Below are 24,005 nucleotides of genomic sequence, written 5' to 3' on the forward strand. Positions count from 1 at the left end.
GCGCGGATAATCCGCTGCCGTCGCATTCCACTCCATCAACACCTGATGCCGCTCGGCATCAGGCAAAACGTCGAGCGCGTGTACCGCCGTCTCCGGCACATCGGCAAGTGCATCGGCCAGCCCTTCCAACGCCTTCACCAGGAATGCGCATATCCGCTCCGGAGCCAGTGGCCGCTGCGACTGCACCGTCACCGCAAAAACAGACCCCATATCGTCCACAGAAACGACAAGCGGATAATTCGTCCGCTCGTGACTCGACAGCATCTCGAGCCCCTCCCAGGTCATTACCTCGGCAGCGCTTTCTGCCTGGGCGCTATGCCGGTAGTTGAGCAAGGAGGTAAACAACGGCGCCGGTGCCGGAACACTGCTGCAACGCTGCGCCAGCGACAGCGGCGCATGCTCGTGCCGCAACAGCCCGGCAAGCCGTTGCTGCACCACACGCACACTCTCCACCACACTGGACCGGTCAATCTCGATCCGCAGCGGCAAGGTATTGATGAACATGCCCAGCGCACGGTCGGCGCCCGCTCCACCTTGCATGCGACCAAACAGCACCGTCCCGAACACGACGCGCGCATGCCCCGTGGCACGCGCCACCACCTGCGCCCAGGCCAGATGGAACAGGCTGGCCGCACTCACGCCGAGTTCGCGTGCCTGGCTGCGCAGCAACACCGACAACCGATCCGGCAACTCGAGACGCACTTCCTGCACATCCGATCCATCGCCCTGCACATCGACCAGACCGAACGGCGCACAGGGCTCATCCACATCACCCAGCAGTGTGCGGAAATAGGCTTCGTGCTCCTCTCGGCTCACGCCCAGCAGTGCTTGTGCCACGAAATTACGGAACGGCAGTGGCGGCGGCAAACTGCCGGCGTCACCGCACAAGTGGCACAGGACTTCTTCCAGCACAATCTCCAGCGTGGTGTGATCCAGCGCCAGGTGGTGACTGAGCAATTGCAACAACCAGCGTCCACTGGCCGGATCGTATGCAACAAAACCACGCATCAGCGGCGCCTGACGCACATCCAGGCGCCAATGCCGCGGATCGAAACGCGATTGCAGCAGTGCCGCGGCATCGTCGGTGCCGTGCTCCACGCAAACCTCCTCGATCAGCAGCGGCGCACGACGCCATACGACCTGCACCGGGGCGGCCAACCCTTCCCAGGCCACCGCCGTGCGCAGGATATCGTGACGATCGATCACACGTTGCAAGGCTTCGATAAACCCGTCCAGACGCGAACGGCTGTCGAACGCGATCAGGTTCGGCTGTAGATAGGCATCGCCTTCGTGCTGCAGCAGGTGATGGAAGAAAATGCCTTCCTGCAACGGGGCCAGCGGATAGATGTCCTGGACATTGGCGCAGCCACCCGGTGTCATCGCAACGATGGCGTCGATCTGCTCCTGCCTGAGTGCCACCAGCGGCAGCATCTCCGGGGTGATCACCGCGCTGTAGGGGCCAATGCCATTGGGCGGCACGCTGACCGACACGGTGCCGCTCGCCGCGGCCAGTGCCGCAAGCGTCGGCGTGGCGAACAAGGTGCGCAAGTCGGCCTGCAAACCCTGCTTACGCATGTGCTCGGTCAGCGTCACCGCCAGCAACGAATGTCCGCCGAGGGCGAAGAAGTTGTCATGCCGCCCGATCGTGTCCAGCCCGAGCAGGTCACTCCAGATCACGGCAATGGCCTGTTCGATCGCGCCCTGCGGTGCTTCATACGTATGCGCGGCATAAGCCGCACCGTCCGGTGCCGGCAATGCCTTGCGATCCAGCTTGCCGTTCGGGGTCAGTGGCAGCGCGTCCAGTTGTACGTAGGCGGTTGGCAGCATGTAGTCGGGCAGACGCATGCCGAGTTGGGTACGCACGGCCTCGGGGCTGAGCACGACGCCGTCGACATCAGCGACCAGATAGGCGACCAGTCGCGGTTCGCCCAGATTGTCCTCGCGCAGCACCACCGCGGCGTCCTGCACGCCCACGCAAGCACGCAGCGCGGCGCCGATCTCGCCCAGTTCGATGCGGAATCCACGTAGCTTGATCTGGTCGTCATCGCGACCCAGATATTCGAGCGTCCCGTCCGCGCGCCAGCAGGCGACATCGCCACTACGGTACATCCGTGTCCCGGGTTGCTCGGCAAACGGATCAGGCACGAAGCGTTCGGCGGTCAGATCCGCACGGCCAAGATAGCCGCGCGCCAGCTGCGGCCCGGCGATATGCAGTTCGCCGGCCACGCCAATCGGCGCCAGTTGCCCGTGTGGATCGAGCACGTAAAGGCGAAGATGCGCAATCGGTTGGCCGATCGGTACGCGCCCGTTGGGCGCGTGCGCATCTTCTGCAGTGATCGTGTGGACCGCGCAGCCGACCACCGTCTCGGTCGGGCCGTATTCGTTGATCAGCCGGGTGTGCGGCGCGATGGCGTGCCAACGGGCCAGCGTGGCTGGCGGCAGTGCTTCGCCGCCGATCACCATCACCGCCGGGCTGAGCGGCGCCTGATGCTCGACCAACTGCTGGCCCAACACTTCCAAATGCGCCGGGGTGAGTTTGACCAACCCCAGCGGAGTCGGATCGCACAGGCGCTGCCGCAAGGCGTCAAGCGTGTCGTGTTCGGGCAGCAGTTCAACCTGCGCACCGCACAGCAGTGGCGCGAGCAGGCTGGTCAAGGTGGCGTCAAAGGACAGCGCGGAGGACACCACCGCGCTGGGAGTTGGGCGATAGGTCTCAACGGCCCATTGCAGGTAATGCGCGGCGCCGGCATGGGTGAGCAAGGTGCCCTTGGGCTGTCCGCTGGAACCGGACGTGTAGATGACGTAGGCCAAATTATCCGGGCACAGGCCATTGGCGTGGCGGTCGGGATTACTGTCTGGCAGATGCGCCCAATGCTCACTGTCGGCTTGCAGATCGACGATCACCGCCGCAGTGGCACCGTATTCGATCAGGCTACGACTGGCGGCATCCGTCAGCACCGCCACCGCGCTGCAATCGGATTGCATATAGGCCAGCCGCTCCGGCGGATAGGCCGGATCCAGCGGCACATACGCACCGCCCGCCTTCAGCACCGCCAGCAGCGCCACCACCATCTCGACACTGCGCTGCACACAGATCGCCACGCGATCATCCGGGCGCACACCTAATCCGCGCAGGTAATGTGCCAACCGATTGGCTCGCGCATTCAACTCCGCATACGTCAGCGACACCTCACCCTGCACCACCGCGATGGCCGAGGGATCACGCGCGACCTGCGCCTCGAACAACTCGTGCACACACGCATCGCGCGGATAATCCGCTGCCGTTGCATTCCACTCCGTCAACACTTGATGGCGCTCGGCCTCGTCCAGCAACGGCAGACGATCCACCGCCATATCTTCGGCGCCTTCGGCCACCATCGACGCCAATAGATGCCGCCAATGGCCCATCCACCGCTCCAGCGTCGCATGCTCGAACAACGCCGTGGCATAGGTCAGACTGCCGACGATCCCGTCCGTGTTTTCTTCCAACGACAGCGACAGGTCGAACTGCGCGCTCGTCTGCGTCGCACCCAGCCCACTGACCTCGAGTTCGCCAAGATCCAGCTCACCCTGTGGCGTGTTCTGCCACGCGAACATCACCTGGAACAGCGGTGCATGCGCCAGACTGCGTGGCGGCTGCACCAGTTCCACCACCTGCTCGAACGGGATGTCCTGATGTGCCTGCGCTTGCAGCGCACGTTCTTTCACAGACGCCAACAGTTGCGCCAGCGTCGGTGAACCCGACACCTCCACCCGCAACGCCAGCGTGTTCACGAAGAACCCGATCAGCCCTTCGGTCTCCGACCTCCCACGATTGGCCACCGGGCTGCCAATGACAACATCGTCCTGTCCAGACAGACGCGACAACAACAGTGCCCAACTGGCCAGTAACGTCATATACAGCGTCAGCCCATGCCGCTGGCTCAGTGCCTTCAGCGCCTGCGCCTGCTGTGGCTCCACGACCACTTCCAACATCGCGCCGGCATGGTCCTGCCGCGCCGGACGCGGACGATCCGTCGGCAGTTCCAACAGCACCGGCGCACCAGACAGCGCCTCGCGCCAGTATGCGGCCTGTTGCTGCAACACCTCGCCCGCCAGCCATTGCCGCTGCCAGCTCGCATAATCGGCGTATTGGATCGACAACGGCAGTAGCGGATCGGCTTTGCCACGGGCAAACGCCCGATACAGCACGCTCAGCTCGTTGATCAAAATCCCCATCGACCACCCGTCCGAGACGATGTGGTGCATGGTCACGAACAGGACGGATTCGTCTTGGGCGAGTTGTACCAGCACGCCACGGATCAGTGGGCCACGTTCCAGCGCAAATGGTGCCTGCGCTTCCTCGGCCAACAGGCGCTCCAGCGTTGCCTCGTGCTCAGGCACATCGCGCAGATCGTGAGCGATCAACCGGAAGCCGCTGTCCTCGGCCGCGATCTGCTGCAATGCCTGCCCGTCGACCAGCACAAAGGTCGTGCGCAGCGACGCATGACGAGCCACGATACGATCCAGGGCGCGTTGCAGCGCATGCGTTTCCAGCGCCCCACGCAACCGCAGACCACCGCTGATGTGATACGCCTGACTGACGCCTTCGAACTGCGATAGGAACCAGAGCCGCTGCTGCGCAAACGACAACACGCGCGGCGCATCCGGCTCCAGCGGCATGATCGGCGGCAAAACTGCGGCGGACGAAGATGCCACACACACGGCAAGTTGTTGAAGCGTCGCATGTGCGAACAGCTCGGCTACGCCAATTTCGGCACCCAGCTCTTGACGCAAGCGCGAGGCAACACGTACCGCCAGCAACGAGTGTCCGCCAAGCGCAAAGAAATTGTCGTGACGACCAATCGTCTCCAGCCCCAGCAGGTCACTCCAGATCGCGGCAATAAATTGTTCGATTTCCCCCTGCGGTGCTTCATACGCATGCGCCGCATAGGCCGCATCATCCGGTGCAGGCAAGGCCTTGCGATCCAGCTTGCCATTGGCGGTCAGCGGCAGGCGATCCAATTGCACATAGGCGGCTGGAACCATGTAATCCGGCAGTAAATCCGTTAGCCAGTTGCGCAAAGTTTCAGCGCCCAGATGCTCGTAGGTCAGGCTCTCGGCACCGACCCAATACGCGACCAGTCGCTTGTCGTTGCCTGCATCCATCTCCAGCGCCACCACCACGCACTCGCGCACCTCCGCATGCGCGCTCAGACGCGCTTCGATCTCGCCCAACTCGATGCGGAAACCACGGATCTTGACCTGGTGATCGTTGCGTCCGAAAAATTCGATGTTGCCGTCGGCACGCCAGCGCCCCAGATCACCAGTGCGGTACATCCGTGCCGTCGGATCGGCGCTAAATGGATCGGTGAGGAAGCGTTCGGCGGTCAAGTCGTCACGGTTCAGATATCCACGCGACACACCGTCGCCGCCGATATACAACTCGCCCACCACCCCGATCGGCACCGGCGCACCATGTCCATCGAGGATGTAGGTGCGCGTGTTGGCGATCGGACCACCAATCGGACTACCGCCACGCCAGTCCACATCCGTTACCCCGAGAGACCGCCACGTTACATGCACGGTGGTTTCTGTGATCCCGTACATATTGACCAAATGCGTCGCAAGGTTGCGCTCATGCTCGAACCAAGGCTTCAACGCCCGTACATCCAATGCCTCGCCACCGAAGATGACCAACCGCAGACAATGTTCCAAACTGCTGTAACACTGCGCCGCAATCAACGACTTAAAAGCACTCGGCGTCTGGTTTAAAACCGTCACGGATTCGCGACAGACAAGCTCATGGAACGCATCTGGCGAACGCGCGGTCTCCAATGGCACGACGACAAGACGTCCTCCATAAAGCAATGCGCCGAATATTTCCCAAACCGAAAAATCGAAGGCGTATGAATGAAAGAGCGTCCAAACGTCATCCGAAGAAAATTTGAAGCACTGCTCTGTGGCCCCAAAGAGACCCGTGACATTCCGATGTTCGGTCATGACTCCCTTTGGTGCACCGGTCGATCCGGAGGTGTAGATGACATACGCCAAATGGCGTGCGGTCAGGCCATTGGCGTGGCGGTCGGGATTATTGTCTGGCAGATGCGCCCAATGCTCACTGTCGGCTTGCAGATCGACGATCACCGCCGCAGTGGCACTGCATTCGACCAGGCGACGACTGGCGGCATCCGTCAGCACCGCCACCGCGCCGCAATCGGATTGCATATAGGCCAGCCGCTCCGGCGGATAGGCAGGATCCAGCGGCACATACGCACCGCCCGCCTTCAGCACCGCCAGCACCGCCACCACCATCTCGACACTACGCTGCACACAGATCGCCACGCGATCGTCCGGGCGCACACCCAATCCGCGCAGGTAATGTGCCAACCGATTGGCTCGCGCATTCAACTCCGCATACGTCAGCGACACCTCACCCTGCACCACCGCGATGGCCGAGGGATCACGCGCGACCTGCGCCTCGAACAACTCGTGCACACACGCATCGCGCGGATAATCCGCTGCCGTCGCATTCCACTCCGTCAACACTTGATGGCGCTCGGCCTCGTCCAGCAACGGCAGACGATCCGCCGCCATATCTTCGGCACCCTCGGCCACCATCGCCACCAACAGATGCCGCCAATGGCCCATCCACCGCTCCAGCGTCGCATGCTCGAACAACGCCGTGGCATAGGTCAGACTGCCCACGATCCCGTCCGTGTTTTCTTCCAACGACAGCGACAGATCGAACTGCGCGCTCGTCTGCGTCGCACCCAGCCCACTGACCTCGAGTTCGCCAAGATCCAGCTCACCCTGCGGCGTGTTCTGCCACGCGAACATCACCTGGAACAGCGGTGCATGCGCCAGACTGCGTGGCGGCTGCACCAGTTCCACCACCTGCTCGAACGGGATGTCCTGATGTGCCTGCGCTTGCAGCGCACGTTCTTTCACAGACGCCAACAGTTGCGCCAGCGTCGGTGAACCCGACACCTCCACCCGCAACGCCAGCGTGTTCACGAAGAACCCGATCAGCCCTTCGGTCTCCGACCTCCCACGATTGGCCACCGGGCTACCAATGACAACATCGTCCTGTCCAGACAGACGCGACAACAACAGTGCCCAACTGGCCAGTAACGTCATATACAGCGTCAGCCCATGCCGCTGGCTCAGTGCCTTCAGCGCCTGCGCCTGCTGTGGCTCCACGACCACTTCCAACATCGCGCCGGCATGGTCCTGCCGCGCCGGACGCGGACGATCCGTCGGCAATTCCAGCAGTACCGGCGCACCGGACAGTGCCTCGCGCCAGTATGCGGCCTGTTGTTGCAACACCTCGCCCGCCAGCCATTGCCGCTGCCAGCTCGCATAATCGGCGTACTGGATCGGCAACGGCGGTAGCGGATCGGCTTCGCCACGGGCAAACGCCCGATACAGCAGGCTCAGCTCGTTGATCAAGATCCCCATCGACCACCCGTCCGAGACGATGTGGTGCATGGTCACGAAGAAAACGTATTCGTCTTGGGCGAGCTGTACCAGCACGCCACGGATCAACGGACCGCGTTCCAGGGCGAAGGGTGCTTGTGCCTCCTCGGCCAATAACTGCTCCAGCTTCGCCTCGCGCTCAGGCACATCACGCAGATCGTGAACGATCAACTGGAAGCCGCTGTCTTCGGCGGCAATCTGCTGCAATGCCTGCCCATCGATCAACGCGAAGGTCGTGCGCAACGATGCATGCCGCACCACGATGCGATCCAGCGCACGTTGCAGCGCTTGTGTCTCCAGCGCTCCGCGCAAGCGCAAGCCACCACTGATGTGATACGCCTGACTGACGCCCTCGAATTGCGACAGGAACCAAAGCCGTTGCTGCGCGAAGGACAGCACCCGCGGCGCATCCGGCTCCAGCGGCATGATCGGCGACAAGATCGCGCCGGACGAAGACATCACACACGCGGCAAGCTGCTGGAGCGTGGCATGGGCAAACAACTCGGCCACGCCGATCTCGACATCGAGCTCCTGACGCAAGCGCGAAGCGACCCGCACCGCCAACAGCGAATGTCCGCCGAGGGCGAAGAAGTTATCGTGCCGACCGATTGTCTCCAGACCCAGTAGATCGCCCCAGATCGTGGCAATGGTCTGCTCGATCTTGCCCTGCGGCGCTTCATACGCATGCGCCGCATAAGCCACACCATCCGGTGCCGGCAACGCCTTGCGATCCAGCTTGCCGTTCGGGGTCAGAGGTAGACGATCCAACGGCACATAGGCCGCCGGCACCATGTAGTCCGGCAGCACGGCCGATAGCCAGCGACGCAATGCTGCAGCATCAACACTCTCGGCACCGACCCAATACGCCACCAGCCGTTTATCGTTCTCTGCGGCCGCATCCAGCGCCACCACCACACACTCGCGCACCTCCGCATGCGCGCTCAGCCGTGCCTCGATCTCGCCCAACTCGATGCGGAAGCCACGGATCTTGACCTGATGATCGTTACGTCCGACAAACTCGATCGTCCCGTCGGCACGCCAACGCCCCAGATCGCCAGTGCGGTACATCCGCGCCGTTGGATCGGCGCTGAATGGATCGATGAGGAAACGCTCGGCAGTCAAATCGTCGCGGTTCAGATACCCACGTCCCACACCGTCACCACCGAGATACAACTCGCCCACCACCCCGATCGGCACCAGCGCACCGTGTGTATCAAGGATGTAGATGCGCGTATTGGCGATCGGGTGGCCGATCGGGAGGCTGCCAGCATGTTCCCATCCCGCGCAGTAGCGCCAAGCCGTGACATCCACCGCCGCTTCTGTCGGTCCATACAGATTGAAAATCTCGGCCGCCGGGAACATCGCCCGGGCACGCTCCGCAAGCCCAGGCGATAAGGCCTCGCCGCTACAAATGACCCGCTTGATCCCAGGACACGGATCATGAGCGCCATGCTCGATCAATGCACGAAGCATCGAAGGCACGAAATGCAGCGTGGTGATACATGCATCGCGGATCAACGTCTTCAGATACACCGGATCCTTATGGCCCTCTGGCTCCGCTAGTTGCACACGCGCACCTGTCAACAGCGGCCAGAACACCTCCCAGACCGAGACATCGAAGCTGATCGGCGTTTTTTGCAGAACAACCTCAGCTCGATCGAGCATGTAGGCATCTTGCATCCACACCAGACGGTTGACGACGCCGCGATGCTCGTTCATCGCTCCCTTGGGTGCACCGGTCGATCCGGAGGTGTAGATGACATACGCCAAATGGCGTGCGGTCAGGCCATTGGCGTGGCGGTCGGGATTATTGTCTGGCAGATGCGCCCAATGCTCACTGTCGGCTTGCAGATCGACGATCACCGCCGCAGTGGCACTGCATTCGACCAGGCGACGACTGGCGGCATCCGTCAGCACCGCCACCGCGCTGCAATCGGATTGCATATAGGCCAGCCGCTCCGGCGGATAGGCCGGGTCCAGTGGCACATACGCACCGCCCGCCTTCAGCACCGCCAGCAGCGCCACCACCATCTCGACACTGCGCTGCACACAGATCGCCACGCGATCATCCGGGCGCACACCCAATCCGCGCAGGTAATGTGCCAACCGATTGGCTCGCGCATTCAACTCGCCATACGTCAGCGACACCTCACCCTGCACCACCGCGATGGCCGAGGGATCACGCGCGACCTGCGCCTCGAACAACTCGTGCACACACGCATCGCGCGGATAATCCGCTGCCGTCGCATTCCACTCCGTCAACACCTGATGCCGCTCGGCCTCGTCCAGCAACGGCAGACGATCCACCGCCATATCTTCGGCACCTTCGGCCACCATCGCCGCCAACAGATGCCGCCAATGGCCCATCCACCGCTCCAGCGTCGCATGCTCGAACAACGCCGTGGCATAGGTCAGACTGCCCACGATCCCGTCCGTGTTTTCTTCCAACGACAGCGACAGGTCGAACTGCGCGCTCGTCTGCGTCGCACCCAGCCCACTGATCTCGAGTTCGCCAAGATCCAGCTCACCCTGCGGCGTGTTCTGCCACGCGAACATCACCTGGAACAGCGGCGCATGCGCCAGACTGCGCGGCGGCTGCACCAGTTCCACCACCTGCTCGAACGGGATGTCCTGATGTGCCTGCGCTTGCAGCGCACGTTCTTTCACAGACGCCAACAGTTGCGCCAGCGTCGGTGAACCCGACACCTCCACCCGCAACGCCAGCGTGTTCACAAAGAACCCGATCAGCCCTTCGGTCTCCGACCTCCCACGATTGGCGACCGGGCTACCAATGACAACATCGTCCTGTCCAGACAGACGCGACAACAACAGTGCCCAACTGGCCAGTAACGTCATATACAGCGTCAGCCCATGCCGCTGGCTCAGTGCCTTCAGCGCCTGCGCCTGCTGTGGCTCCACGACCACTTCCAACATCGCGCCGGCATGGTCCTGCCGCGCCGGACGCGGACGATCCGTCGGCAGTTCCAACAGCACCGGCGCACCAGACAGCGCCTCGCGCCAGTAAGCGGCCTGTTGCTGCAACACCTCGCCTTCCAGCCATCGCCGCTGCCAGCTCGCATAATCAGCGTACTGGATCGGCAACGGTGCCAGTGGATCGGCTTCGCCACGTGCAAACGCCCGGTACAACACACTCAGCTCGTTGATCAAGATCCCCATCGACCACCCGTCCGAGACGATGTGGTGCATGGTCACGAAGAAAACGTATTCGTCGTGGGCGAGCTGTACCAGCACGCCACGGATCAACGGACCGCGTTCCAGGGCGAAGGGTGCTTGTGCCTCCTCGGCCAATAACTGCTCCAGCTTCGCCTCGCGCTCGGGCATATCGCGCAGATCATGGGCGATCAACTGGAAGCCGCTGTCTTCGGCGGCAATCTGCTGCAATGCCTGTCCATCGATCAACGCGAAGGTCGTGCGCAGCGACGCATGTCGGGCCACGATGCGATCCAGCGCACGTTGCAGCGCTTGTGTCTCCAGCGCTCCGCGCAAGCGCAAACCACCACTGATGTGATACGCCTGACTGACGCCCTCGAATTGCGACAGGAACCAAAGCCGTTGCTGCGCGAAGGACAGCACCCGCGGCGCATCCGGCTCCAGCGGCAAGATCGGCGGCAAGATCGCGCCGGACGAAGACATCACACACGCGGCAAGCTGCTGGAGCGTGGCATGGGCAAACAACTCGGCCACGCCGATCTCGACATCGAGCTCCTGACGCAAGCGCGAAGCGACCCGCACCGCCAACAACGAATGCCCGCCGAGGGCGAAGAAGTTATCGTGCCGACCGATTGTCTCCAGACCCAGTAGATCGCCCCAGATCGTGGCAATGGTCTGCTCGATCTTGCCCTGCGGCGCTTCATACGCATGCGCCGCATAAGCCACACCATCCGGTGCCGGCAACGCCTTGCGATCCAGCTTGCCGTTCGGGGTCAGAGGTAGACGATCCAACGGCACATAGGCCGCCGGCACCATGTAGTCCGGCAGCACGGCCGATAGCCAGCGACGCAATGCTGCAGCATCAACACTCTCGGCACCGACCCAATACGCCACCAGCCGTTTATCGTTCTCTGCGGCCGCATCCAGGGCCACCACCACGCACTCGCGCACCTCCGCATGCGCGCTCAGCCGCGCCTCGATCTCGCCCAACTCGATGCGGAAACCGCGGATCTTGACCTGATGATCGTTGCGTCCGACAAACTCGATCACGCCGTCTACACGCCAACGTCCCAGATCGCCAGTGCGGTACATCCGTGCCGTCGGATCGGCGCTGAACGGATCCGTGAGGAAGCGCTCGGCAGTCAAATCGTCGCGGTTCAGATACCCACGTCCCACACCGTCACCACCGAGATACAACTCGCCCACCACCCCGATCGGCACCGGCGCACCATATGTATCAAGGATGTAGATGCGCGTGTTGGCGATCGGGTGGCCGATCGGGAGGCTGCCAGCATGTTCCCATTCCGCGCAGTAGCGCCAAGCCGTGACATCCACCGCCGCTTCTGTCGGTCCATACAGATTGAAAATCTCGGCCGCCGGGAACATCGCCCGGGCACGCTCCGCAAGCCCCGGCGATAAGGCCTCGCCGCTACAAATGACCCGCTTGATCCCAGGACACGGATCATGAGCGCCATGCTCGATCAATGCACGAAGCATCGAAGGCACGAAATGCAGCGTGGTGATACATGCATCGCGGATCAACGTCTTCAGATACACCGGATCCTTATGGCCCTCTGGCTCCGCCAGTTGCACACGCGCACCTGTCAACAGCGGCCAGAACACCTCCCAGACCGAGACATCGAAGCTGATCGGCGTTTTTTGCAGAACAACCTCAGCTCGATCGAGCATGTAGGCATCTTGCATCCACACCAGACGGTTGACGACGCCGCGATGCTCGTTCATCGCTCCCTTGGGCGCACCGGTCGATCCGGAGGTGTAGATGACATACGCCAAATGGCGTGCGGTCAGGCCATTGGCATGGCGGTCGGGATTATTGTCTGGCAGATGCGCCCAATGCTCACTGTCGGCTTGCAGATCGACGATCACCGCCGCAGTGGCACTGCATTCGACCAGGCGACGACTGGCGGCATCCGTCAGCACCGCCACCGCGCCGCAATCGGAGTGCATATAGGCCAGCCGCTCCGGCGGATAGGCAGGATCCAGCGGCACATACGCACCGCCCGCCTTCAGCACCGCCAGCACCGCCACCACCATCTCCACACTACGCTGCACGCAGATCGCCACGCGATCGTCCGGGCGCACACCCAATCCGCGCAGGTAATGTGCCAACCGATTGGCTCGCGCATTCAACTCGGCATACGTCAGCGACACCTCACCCTGCACCACCGCGATGGCCGAGGGATCACGTACCACCTGCGCCTCGAACAACTCGTGCACACACGCATCGCGCGGATAATCCGCTGCCGTCGCATTCCACTCCGTCAACACCTGATGCCGCTCGGCATCAGGCAAAACGTCGAGCGCGTGTACCGCCGTCTCCGGCACATCGGCAAGTGCATCGGCCAGCCCTTCCAACGCCTTCACCAGGAATGCGCATATCCGCTCCGGAGCCAGTGGCCGCTGCGACTGCACCGTCACCGCAAAAACAGACCCCATATCGTCCACAGAAACGACAAGCGGATAATTCGTCCGCTCGTGACTCGACAGCATCTCGAGCCCCTCCCAGGTCATTACCTCGGCAGCGCTTTCTGCCTGGGCGCTATGCCGGTAGTTGAGCAAGGAGGTAAACAACGGCGCCGGTGCCGGAACACTGCTGCAACGCTGCGCCAGCGACAGCGGCGCATGCTCGTGCCGCAACAGCCCGGCAAGCCGTTGCTGCACCACACGCACACTCTCCACCACACTGGACCGGTCAATCTCGATCCGCAGCGGCAAGGTATTGATGAACATGCCCAGCGCACGGTCGGCGCCCGCTCCACCTTGCATGCGACCAAACAGCACCGTCCCGAACACGACGCGCGCATGCCCCGTGGCACGCGCCACCACCTGCGCCCAGGCCAGATGGAACAGGCTGGCCGCACTCACGCCGAGTTCGCGTGCCTGGCTGCGCAGCAACACCGACAACCGATCCGGCAACTCGAGACGCACTTCCTGCACATCCGATCCATCGCCCTGCACATCGACCAGACCGAACGGCGCACAGGGCTCATCCACATCACCCAGCAGTGTGCGGAAATAGGCTTCGTGCTCCTCTCGGCTCACGCCCAGCAGTGCTTGTGCCACGAAATTACGGAACGGCAGTGGCGGCGGCAAACTGCCGGCGTCACCGCACAAGTGGCACAGGACTTCTTCCAGCACAATCTCCAGCGTGGTGTGATCCAGCGCCAGGTGGTGACTGAGCAATTGCAACAACCAGCGTCCACTGGCCGGATCGTATGCAACAAAACCACGCATCAGCGGCGCCTGACGCACATCCAGGCGCCAATGCCGCGGATCGAAACGCGATTGCAGCAGTGCCGCGGCATCGTCGGTGCCGTGCTCCACGCAAACCTCCTCGATCAGCAGCGGCGCACGACGCCATACGACCTGCACCGGGGCGGCCAACCCTTCCCAGGCCACCGCCGTGCGCAGGATATCGTGACGATCGATCACACGTTGCAAGGCTTCGATGAACCCGTCCAGACGCGAACGGCTGTCGAACGCGATCAGGTTCGGTTGCAGATAGGCATCGCCTTCTTGCTGCAGCAGGTGATGGAAGAAAATGCCTTCCTGCAACGGGGCCAGCGGATAGATGTCCTGGAGATTGGCACAGCCACCCGGTGTCATCGCAACGATGGCGTCGATCTGCTCCTGCCTGAGTGCCACCAGCGGCAGCATCTCCGGGGTGATCACCGCGCTGTTGGGGCCAATGCCATTGGGCGGCACGCTGACCGACACGGTGTCGCTCGCCGCGGCCAGTGCCGCAAGCGTCGGCGTGGCGAACAAGGTGCGCAAGTCGGTCTGCAAACCCTGCTTACGCATGCGCTCGGTCAGCGTCACCGCCAGCAACGAATGTCCGCCGAGAGCGAAGAAGTTGTCGTGCCGACCGATCGTGTCCAGACCCAGCAGTTCCGACCAGATCGCGGCAATGGCCTGTTCGATTTCATCCTGCGGTGCTTCATATGCATGCGCGGCATAGGCAGACCCATCCGGTGCCGGCAATGCCTTGCGATCCAGCTTGCCGTTCGGGGTCAGGGGCAGGCGATCCAACTGCACATAGGCCGCCGGCACCATGTAATCCGGCAGTACATCCGATAGCCAATTGCGCAAAACCTCCGCGCCCAGATGCTCGGACGTTACGCCATCTGCGCTGACCCAATACGCCACCAGTCGTTTGTCCGTCCCTGCCACATCCTCCAGCGCCACCACCACGCACTCGCGCACATCCGCATGCGCGCTCAGCCGCGCTTCGATCTCGCCCAACTCGATGCGGAAACCGCGGATCTTGACCTGATGATCGTTGCGTCCCAAAAACTCGATTGTGCCGTCGGCACGCCAGCGCCCCAGATCGCCAGTGCGGTACATCCGTGCCGTCGGATCAGTACTGAACGGATCTGTAAGGAAGCGTTCTGCTGTCAAGTCGTCGCGGTTCAGATATCCACGCGTGACACCTGCACCGCCAATATAGATTTCCCCCATGACGCCCACCGGCACAGGCTGTCGATACTTGTCCAGCAAATAAAACTGCGTATTTGCCAAAGGCTTGCCGATATGCTCCACAAAACCATCCTGACGCGCCATCGACACCCAACTCGAATACGTCGTGGTTTCCGATGGCCCGTACAGATTGCATAGGCGTTCGACTTGCGTCTTGGCAAAAAGATCCTCGACAACCTGACGCTTCAACACTTCACCGCATACGTTGACCGTATGTACCCCCTCGCCTTGCCCACCCGATTCCAGCCATCCCTTCAGTGCTGAAGGAGTGGTGTTGATCAACGTGACATCATGCTGATCTGTTTGCAGCGCCAGCAGATTATCGACCACCTCGATCGCACCACCACACATCAGCGGCGCAAAGCATTCATAGACCGACAGGTCGAAGTTCAACGACGTGGAGAATAGGGTTTTGGCCAGGACTGATGCTTCGAAAGAGCGCTGAGCCCAGGTCAACAGGTTCACCGTATTGCGGTGCTCGACCATCACCCCCTTAGGCCGGCCAGTGGAGCCGGAGGTGTAGATCAAGTAGGCCAGATGGGCCGAGGTCAGGCCGTCGATCGACAGATTCGCCACCGACTGGGCATGCCAGTACGACTCATCCAGATTGACGATCGGCGCTGATCCGGCCGACAGCAGGTTCAAGGTCGATGTCTGCGCCAGAACAGCCACAGGAGCGCTGTCCTCCAGCATGTAGGCAAGACGTTCCACAGGATAAGTCGGGTCCAGCGGCACATACGCACCGCCCGCCTTCAGCACCGCCACCACCGCCACCACCATCTCCACACTACGCTGCACGCAGATCGCCACGCGATCATCCGGGCGCACACCCAATCCGCGCAGGTAATGTGCCAACCGATTGGCTCGCGCATTCAACTCGGCATACGTCAGCGACACCTCACCCTGCACCACCGCAATGGCCGAGGGATCACGCGCGACCTGCGCCTCGAACAACTCGTGCACACACGCATCGCGCGGATAATCCGCTGCCGTCGCATTCCACTCCATCAATACCTGATACCGCTCTGCCTCGCCCAGCAACGGCAGACGATCCACCGCCATATCTTCGGCACCCTCAGCCACCATCGCCGCCAACAGATGCCGCCAATGGCCCATCCACCGCTCCAGCGTCGCATGCTCGAACAACGCCGTGGCATAGGTCAGACTGCCCACGATCCCGTCCTCACTCTCTTCCAAGGACAATGACAGGTCGAACTGCGCGCTCGTCTGCATCGCACCCAGCCCACTGACCTCGAGTTCGCCAAGATCCAGCTCACCCTGCGGCGTGTTCTGCCACGCGAACATCACCTGGAACAGCGGTGCATGCGCCAGACTGCGTGGCGGCTGCACCAGTTCCACCACCTGCTCGAACGGGATGTCCTGATGTGCCTGCGCTTGCAGCGCACGTTCTTTCACAGACGCCAACAGTTGCGCCAGCGTCGGTGAACCCGACACCTCCACCCGCAACGCCAGCGTGTTCACGAAGAACCCGATCAGCCCTTCGGTCTCCGACCTCCCACGATTGGCCACCGGGCTGCCAATGACAACATCGTCCTGTCCAGACAGACGCGACAACAACAGTGCCCAACTGGCCAGTAACGTCATATACAGCGTCAGCCCATGCCGCTGGCTCAGTGCCTTCAGCGCCTGCGCCTGCTGTGGCTCCACGACCACTTCCAACATCGCGCCGGCATGGTCCTGCCGCGCCGGACGCGGACGATCCGTCGGCAGTTCCAACAGCACCGGCGCACCAGACAGCGCCTCGCGCCAGTATGCGGCCTGTTGTTGCAACACCTCGCCCGCCAGCCATTGCCGCTGCCAGCTCGCATAATCGGCGTACTGGATCGGCAACGGTGCCAGCGGATCGGCTTCGCCACGGGCAAACGCCCGATACAGCACGCTCAGCTCGTTGATCAAGATCCCCATCGACCACCCATCCGAGACGATGTGGTGCATGGTCACGAAGAAAACGTATTCGTCGTGGGCGAGCTGTACCAGCACGCCACGGATCAGCTGACCGCGTTCCAGCGCGAAGGGCGCTTGCGCCTCCTCGGCCAATAACTGCTCCAGCTTCGCCTCGCGCTCGGGCATATCGCGCAGATCATGGGCGATCAACTGGAAGCCGCTGTCTTCGGCGGCAATCTGCTGCAATGCCTGCCCATCGATCAACGCGAAGGTCGTGCGCAGCGACGCATGTCGGGCCACGATGCGATCCAGCGCACGTTGCAGCGCTTGTGTCTCCAGCGCTCCGCGCAAGCGCAAACCACCACTGATGTGATACGCCTGACTGACGCCCTCGAATTGCGACAGGAACCAAAGCCGTTGCTGCGCGAAGGACAGCACCCGCGGTGCATCCGGCTCCAGCGGCAAGATCGGCGGCAAGATCGCGCCGGACGAAGACATCACACACGCGGCAAGCTGCTGGAGCGTGGCATGGGCAAACAACTCGGCCACGCCGATCTCGACATCGAGCTCCTGACGCAAGCGCGAAGCGACCCGCACCGCCAACAACGAATGCCCGCCGAGGGCGAAGAAGTTATCGTGCCGACCGATTGTCTCCAGACCCAGTAGATCGCCCCAGATCGTGGCAATGGTCTGCTCGATCTTGCCCTGCGGCGCTTCATACGCATGCGCCGCATAAGCCACACCATCCGGTGCCGGCAACGCCTTGCGATCCAGCTTGCCGTTCGGGGTCAGAGGTAGACGATCCAACGGCACATAGGCCGCCGGCACCATGTAGTCCGGCAGCACGGCCGATAGCCAGCGACGCAATGCTGCAGCATCAACACTCTCGGCACCGACCCAATACGCCACCAGCCGTTTATCGTTCTCTGCGGCCGCATCCAGGGCCACCACCACGCACTCGCGCACCTCCGCATGCGCGCTCAGCCGCGCCTCGATCTCGCCCAACTCGATGCGGAAACCGCGGATCTTGACCTGATGATCGTTGCGTCCGACAAACTCGATCACGCCGTCTACACGCCAACGTCCCAGATCGCCAGTGCGGTACATCCGTGCCGTCGGATCGGCGCTGAACGGATCCGTGAGGAAGCGCTCGGCAGTCAAATCGTCGCGGTTCAGATACCCACGTCCCACACCGTCACCACCGAGATACAACTCGCCCACCACCCCGATCGGCACCGGCGCACCATATGTATCAAGGATGTAGATGCGCGTGTTGGCGATCGGGTGGCCGATCGGGAGGCTGCCAGCATGTTCCCATTCCGCGCAGTAGCGCCAAGCCGTGACATCCACCGCCGCTTCTGTCGGTCCATACAGATTGAAAATCTCGGCCGCCGGGAACATCGCCCGGGCACGCTCCGCAAGCCCCGGCGATAAGGCCTCGCCGCTACAAATGACCCGCTTGATCCCAGGACACGGATCATGAGCGCCATGCTCGATCAATGCACGAAGCATCGAAGGCACGAAATGCAGCGTGGTGATACATGCATCGCGGATCAACGTCTTCAGATACACCGGATCCTTATGGCCCTCTGGCTCCGCCAGTTGCACACGCGCACCTGTCAACAGCGGCCAGAACACCTCCCAGACCGAGACATCGAAGCTGATCGGCGTTTTTTGCAGAACAACCTCAGCTCGATCGAGCATGTAGGCATCTTGCATCCACACCAGACGGTTGACGACGCCGCGATGCTCGTTCATCGCTCCCTTGGGCGCACCGGTCGATCCGGAGGTGTAGATGACATACGCCAAATGGCGTGCGGTCAGGCCATTGGCATGGCGGTCGGGATTATTGTCTGGCAGATGCGCCCAATGCTCACTGTCGGCTTGCAGATCGACGATCACCGCCGCAGTGGCACTGCATTCGACCAGGCGACGACTGGCGGCATCCGTCAGCACCGCCACCGCGCCGCAATCGGAGTGCATATAGGCCAGCCGCTCCGGCGGATAGGCAGGATCCAGCGGCACATACGCACCGCCCGCCTTCAGCACCGCCAGCACCGCCACCACCATCTCCACACTACGCTGCACGCAGATCGCCACGCGATCGTCCGGGCGCACACCCAATCCGCGCAGGTAATGTGCCAACCGATTGGCTCGCGCATTCAACTCGGCATACGTCAGCGACACCTCACCCTGCACCACCGCGATGGCCGAGGGATCACGTACCACCTGCGCCTCGAACAACTCGTGCACACACGCATCGCGCGGATAATCCGCTGCCGTCGCATTCCACTCCGTCAACACTTGATGGCGCTCGGCCTCGTCCAGCAACGGCAGACGATCCGCCGCCATATCTTCGGCACCCTCGGCCACCATCGCCACCAACAGATGCCGCCAATGGCCCATCCACCGCTCCAGCGTCGCATGCTCGAACAACGCCGTGGCATAGGTCAGACTGCCCACGATCCCGTCCGTGTTTTCTTCCAACGACAGCGACAGATCGAACTGCGCGCTCGTCTGCGTCGCACCCAGCCCACTGACCTCGAGTTCGCCAAGATCCAGCTCACCCTGCGGCGTGTTCTGCCACGCGAACATCACCTGGAACAGCGGTGCATGCGCCAGACTGCGTGGCGGCTGCACCAGTTCCACCACCTGCTCGAACGGGATGTCCTGATGTGCCTGCGCTTGCAGCGCACGTTCTTTCACAGACGCCAACAGTTGCGCCAGCGTCGGTGAACCCGACACCTCCACCCGCAACGCCAGCGTGTTCACAAAGAACCCGATCAGCCCTTCGGTCTCCGACCTCCCACGATTGGCCACCGGGCTACCAATGACAACATCGTCCTGTCCAGACAGACGCGACAACAACAGTGCCCAACTGGCCAGTAACGTCATATACAGCGTCAGCCCATGCCGCTGGCTCAGTGCCTTCAGCGCCTGCGCCTGCTGTGGCTCCACGACCACTTCCAACATCGCGCCGGCATGGTCCTGCCGCGCCGGACGCGGACGATCCGTCGGCAATTCCAGCAGTACCGGCGCACCGGACAGTGCCTCGCGCCAGTATGCGGCCTGTTGTTGCAACACCTCGCCCGCCAGCCATTGCCGCTGCCAGCTCGCATAATCGGCGTACTGGATCGGCAACGGCGGTAGCGGATCGGCTTCGCCACGGGCAAACGCCCGATACAGCAGGCTCAGCTCGTTGATCAAGATCCCCATCGACCACCCGTCCGAGACGATGTGGTGCATGGTCACGAAGAAAACGTATTCGTCTTGGGCGAGCTGTACCAGCACGCCACGGATCAACGGACCGCGTTCCAGGGCGAAGGGTGCTTGTGCCTCCTCGGCCAATAACTGCTCCAGCTTCGCCTCGCGCTCAGGCACATCACGCAGATCGTGAACGATCAACTGGAAGCCGCTGTCTTCGGCGGCAATCTGCTGCAATGCCTGCCCATCGATCAACGCGAAGGTCGTGCGCAACGATGCATGCCGCACCACGATGCGATCCAGCGCACGTTGCAGCGCTTGTGTCTCCAGCGCTCCGCGCAAGCGCAAGCCACCACTGATGTGATACGCCTGACTGACGCCCTCGAATTGCGACAGGAACCAAAGCCGTTGCTGCGCGAAGGACAGCACCCGCGGCGCATCCGGCTCCAGCGGCATGATCGGCGACAAGATCGCGCCGGACGAAGACATCACACACGCGGCAAGCTGCTGGAGCGTGGCATGGGCAAACAACTCGGCCACGCCGATCTCGACATCGAGCTCCTGACGCAAGCGCGAAGCGACCCGCACCGCCAACAGCGAATGTCCGCCGAGGGCGAAGAAGTTATCGTGCCGACCGATTGTCTCCAGACCCAGTAGATCGCCCCAGATCGTGGCAATGGTCTGCTCGATCTTGCCCTGCGGCGCTTCATACGCATGCGCCGCATAAGCCACACCATCCGGTGCCGGCAACGCCTTGCGATCCAGCTTGCCGTTCGGGGTCAGAGGTAGACGATCCAACGGCACATAGGCCGCCGGCACCATGTAGTCCGGCAGCACGGCCGATAGCCAGCGACGCAATGCTGCAGCATCAACACTCTCGGCACCGACCCAATACGCCACCAGCCGTTTATCGTTCTCTGCGGCCGCATCCAGCGCCACCACCACACACTCGCGCACCTCCGCATGCGCGCTCAGCCGTGCCTCGATCTCGCCCAACTCGATGCGGAAACCGCGGATCTTGACCTGATGATCGTTGCGTCCGACAAACTCGATCACGCCGTCTACACGCCAACGTCCCAGATCGCCAGTGCGGTACATCCGCGCCGTTGGATCGGCGCTGAATGGATCGATGAGGAAACGCTCGGCAGTCAAATCGTCGCGGTTCAAATACCCACGTCCCACACCGTCACCAGCGATATACAACTCGCCCACCACCCCGATCGGCACCGGCGCACCGTGTGTATCAAGGATGTAGATGCGCGTATTGGCCAGGGGCTTGCCGATGGTGACAACCGAATCGTATTCGGTATCTTCCGTCAGATGTTCTGCAGTACAGGAAACGGTGGTCTCTGTCGGACCATAAGTATTGACAACCTCGATGCCGTGAGGCCGTAGCGCATACCACTCCCTTAGCTTCTGCGGAGATATGGCATCCCCTGTCACATTGAGAAGTCGCACGCCTTGCAGTTGCGCACGCGCCAGTTCCGGCGATTGCTTCCATGCACCGACAAGGCTATGCCAATGCGCCATCGTCAAATGCACGACCGTCACCCGTGGGTGCGACGATATATTTCCAGACGCCTCATCGACAGCACCGAATATCGTTGGTGCGAGAACAAGTGCAGCGCCACCGAGCAAGGCAGGAAAGATTTCTTCCACCGAAAGATCGAAACTCATCGAATTCTGTTGCAAGACGAAATCGGAGTTCTTCACTCCAAACAACGTCACCGCATCCAACGCGTAGTTGCACAGATTCCTGTGTTCGATCATGACGCCCTTGGGCGCACCGGTTGATCCGGAGGTGTAGATCACATACGCCAAATGGCGTGCGGTCAGGCCATTGGCGTGGCGGTCGAGATTACTGTCTGGCAGATGCGTCCAATGTTCACTGTCGGCTTGCAGATCGACGATCACCGCCGCAGTGGCACTGCATTCGACCAGGCGACGACTGGCGGCACCCGTCAGCACCGCCACCGCGCCGCAATCGGATTGCATATAGGCCAGCCGCTCCGGCGGATAGGCAGGATCCAGCGGCACATACGCACCACCGGCCTTGAGCACCGCCAGCACCGCCACCACCATCTCCACACTACGCTGCACACAGATCGCCACGCGATCATCCGGGCGCACACCCAATCCGCGCAGGTAATGTGCCAACCGATTGGCTCGCGCATTCAACTCGGCATACGTCAGCGACACCTCACCCTGCACCACCGCGATGGCCGATGGATCACGTACCACCTGCGCCTCGAACAACTCGTGCACACAGGCATCGCGCGGATAATCCGCCGCCGTTGCATTCCACTCCATCAACACCTGATGCCGCTCGGCCTCGTCCAGCAACGGCAGACGATCCACCGCCATATCTTCGGCACCCTCGGCCACCATCGTCGCCAACAGACGACGCCAATGCCCCATCCATCGCTCCATGGTCGAACGCTCGAAAAGCGAAGAATCAAAATCCAAAGCAAAAACTATCTTATTTTCGCATTTAACCGTTTCCATGACAAGATCAAGCGCTGCCGCACCAGCAATCGGAGGACGACAGAAATGAGCAAGATGCAAACCACCCCAAGATACAGGTGCAAGATCGTCATCATCCACCAGAATATTCAGCGCATCAGAAGAGCCGCGCGCATCCTGAAACACAAACATTGTTTGAAAAAATGGCGAACGACTTTTCTCGCGAGGAGGATTGAGTCTAGCCACAAGCTCGGAAAATGGAAAATCTTGGTTCTCCATTGCTCGCCTGACACGATTACGCACGATGCCCAGCAATTCCCCGACGGTAAGGTCAGGATAAAAATCAGCGCGTAAGACGACCTGATTAAAGAAATTTCCGGTAACTTCAGACCATTTTCGCCCCTTCCTGGCTGGCATCGGAGAGCCAACATGAAAAGCATCTTGCCCAGTAAGCCGACGAAGAAGAATAAAATAAGCAGTTAGAAGAACCACATAAAGCGATACATGACTGCGAACTGCCAGCCCGCTCAATCTCATGGACAACTCTGCATCAAGATTGAAGGAGATAAAATCTCGGCACTTGGCGGGCAACACAGCAGACGGTGCAAGCACCGGCAAATCCAAGGATGGACACTGATCGGCAAGCATCTTCTGCCAATATGAAAATTGCTTGATACCCCCGCTATCATTGAGCCATTCACGCTGCCAATTTACATAACATGAATAAGTCGGCTTCAGTTCGCCGCCGCAGGAAACACATGGTTTCGATGGCGTAATATCGCCATTTACATCCAAAATTTTTCCCAGCTCCTCGATCAAACGCCAAAATGACCAACCATCCACCACAAGATGATCGAATGTCACCAAAATAACACTCTCTTGCGCACTAATTTTATAAAGATCGACCCTAAATAACGAGGCCACCGTAACATCGAAAGCCCTTTTACTATCATTCTTGATTAGCGCCTCAAGAAATGAGGGTTCGAATCCAGATACATCAACTACTCGAAGTTGCGTCTTTACAAAGCGCTCGATTCTTTGCTGAGGCTCTGAGTTGAACTCACGGAAACGAGTACGCAGCGCCGCATGACGACTTGCCAGCACTGCAATCGCCTTTTCTAATTGATGAAGATCAACCTCACCAAGAAGACGTGCAAAGAAGTTAACATTGTAAGTTCCCTGCAAATCTGGCTGAAGCTTGTATAAAAACCACAATGCACGCTGATTTTTGGATAATGAAAACCAAGTTTCACAATTCGCGTACTTGCAAATATCGCAACCTTCATTCATCGCAACCACCTCTTGGA

The 24,005-nt window shown here is 61.3% G+C and carries 1 pseudogene; it reads right to left on the minus strand.

Features of this window, described 5'->3' with window-relative positions:
* Positions 1-23,988: pseudogene (locus tag XaFJ1_RS07395) on the minus strand (non-ribosomal peptide synthase/polyketide synthase); the annotation flags it as partial.
* Positions 23,989-24,005: the final 17 nt, after the last annotated feature.

The sequence above is a fragment of the Xanthomonas albilineans genome, assembly GCF_009931595.1.
GTDB classification, from domain to species: Bacteria; Pseudomonadota; Gammaproteobacteria; order Xanthomonadales; family Xanthomonadaceae; genus Xanthomonas_A; species Xanthomonas_A albilineans.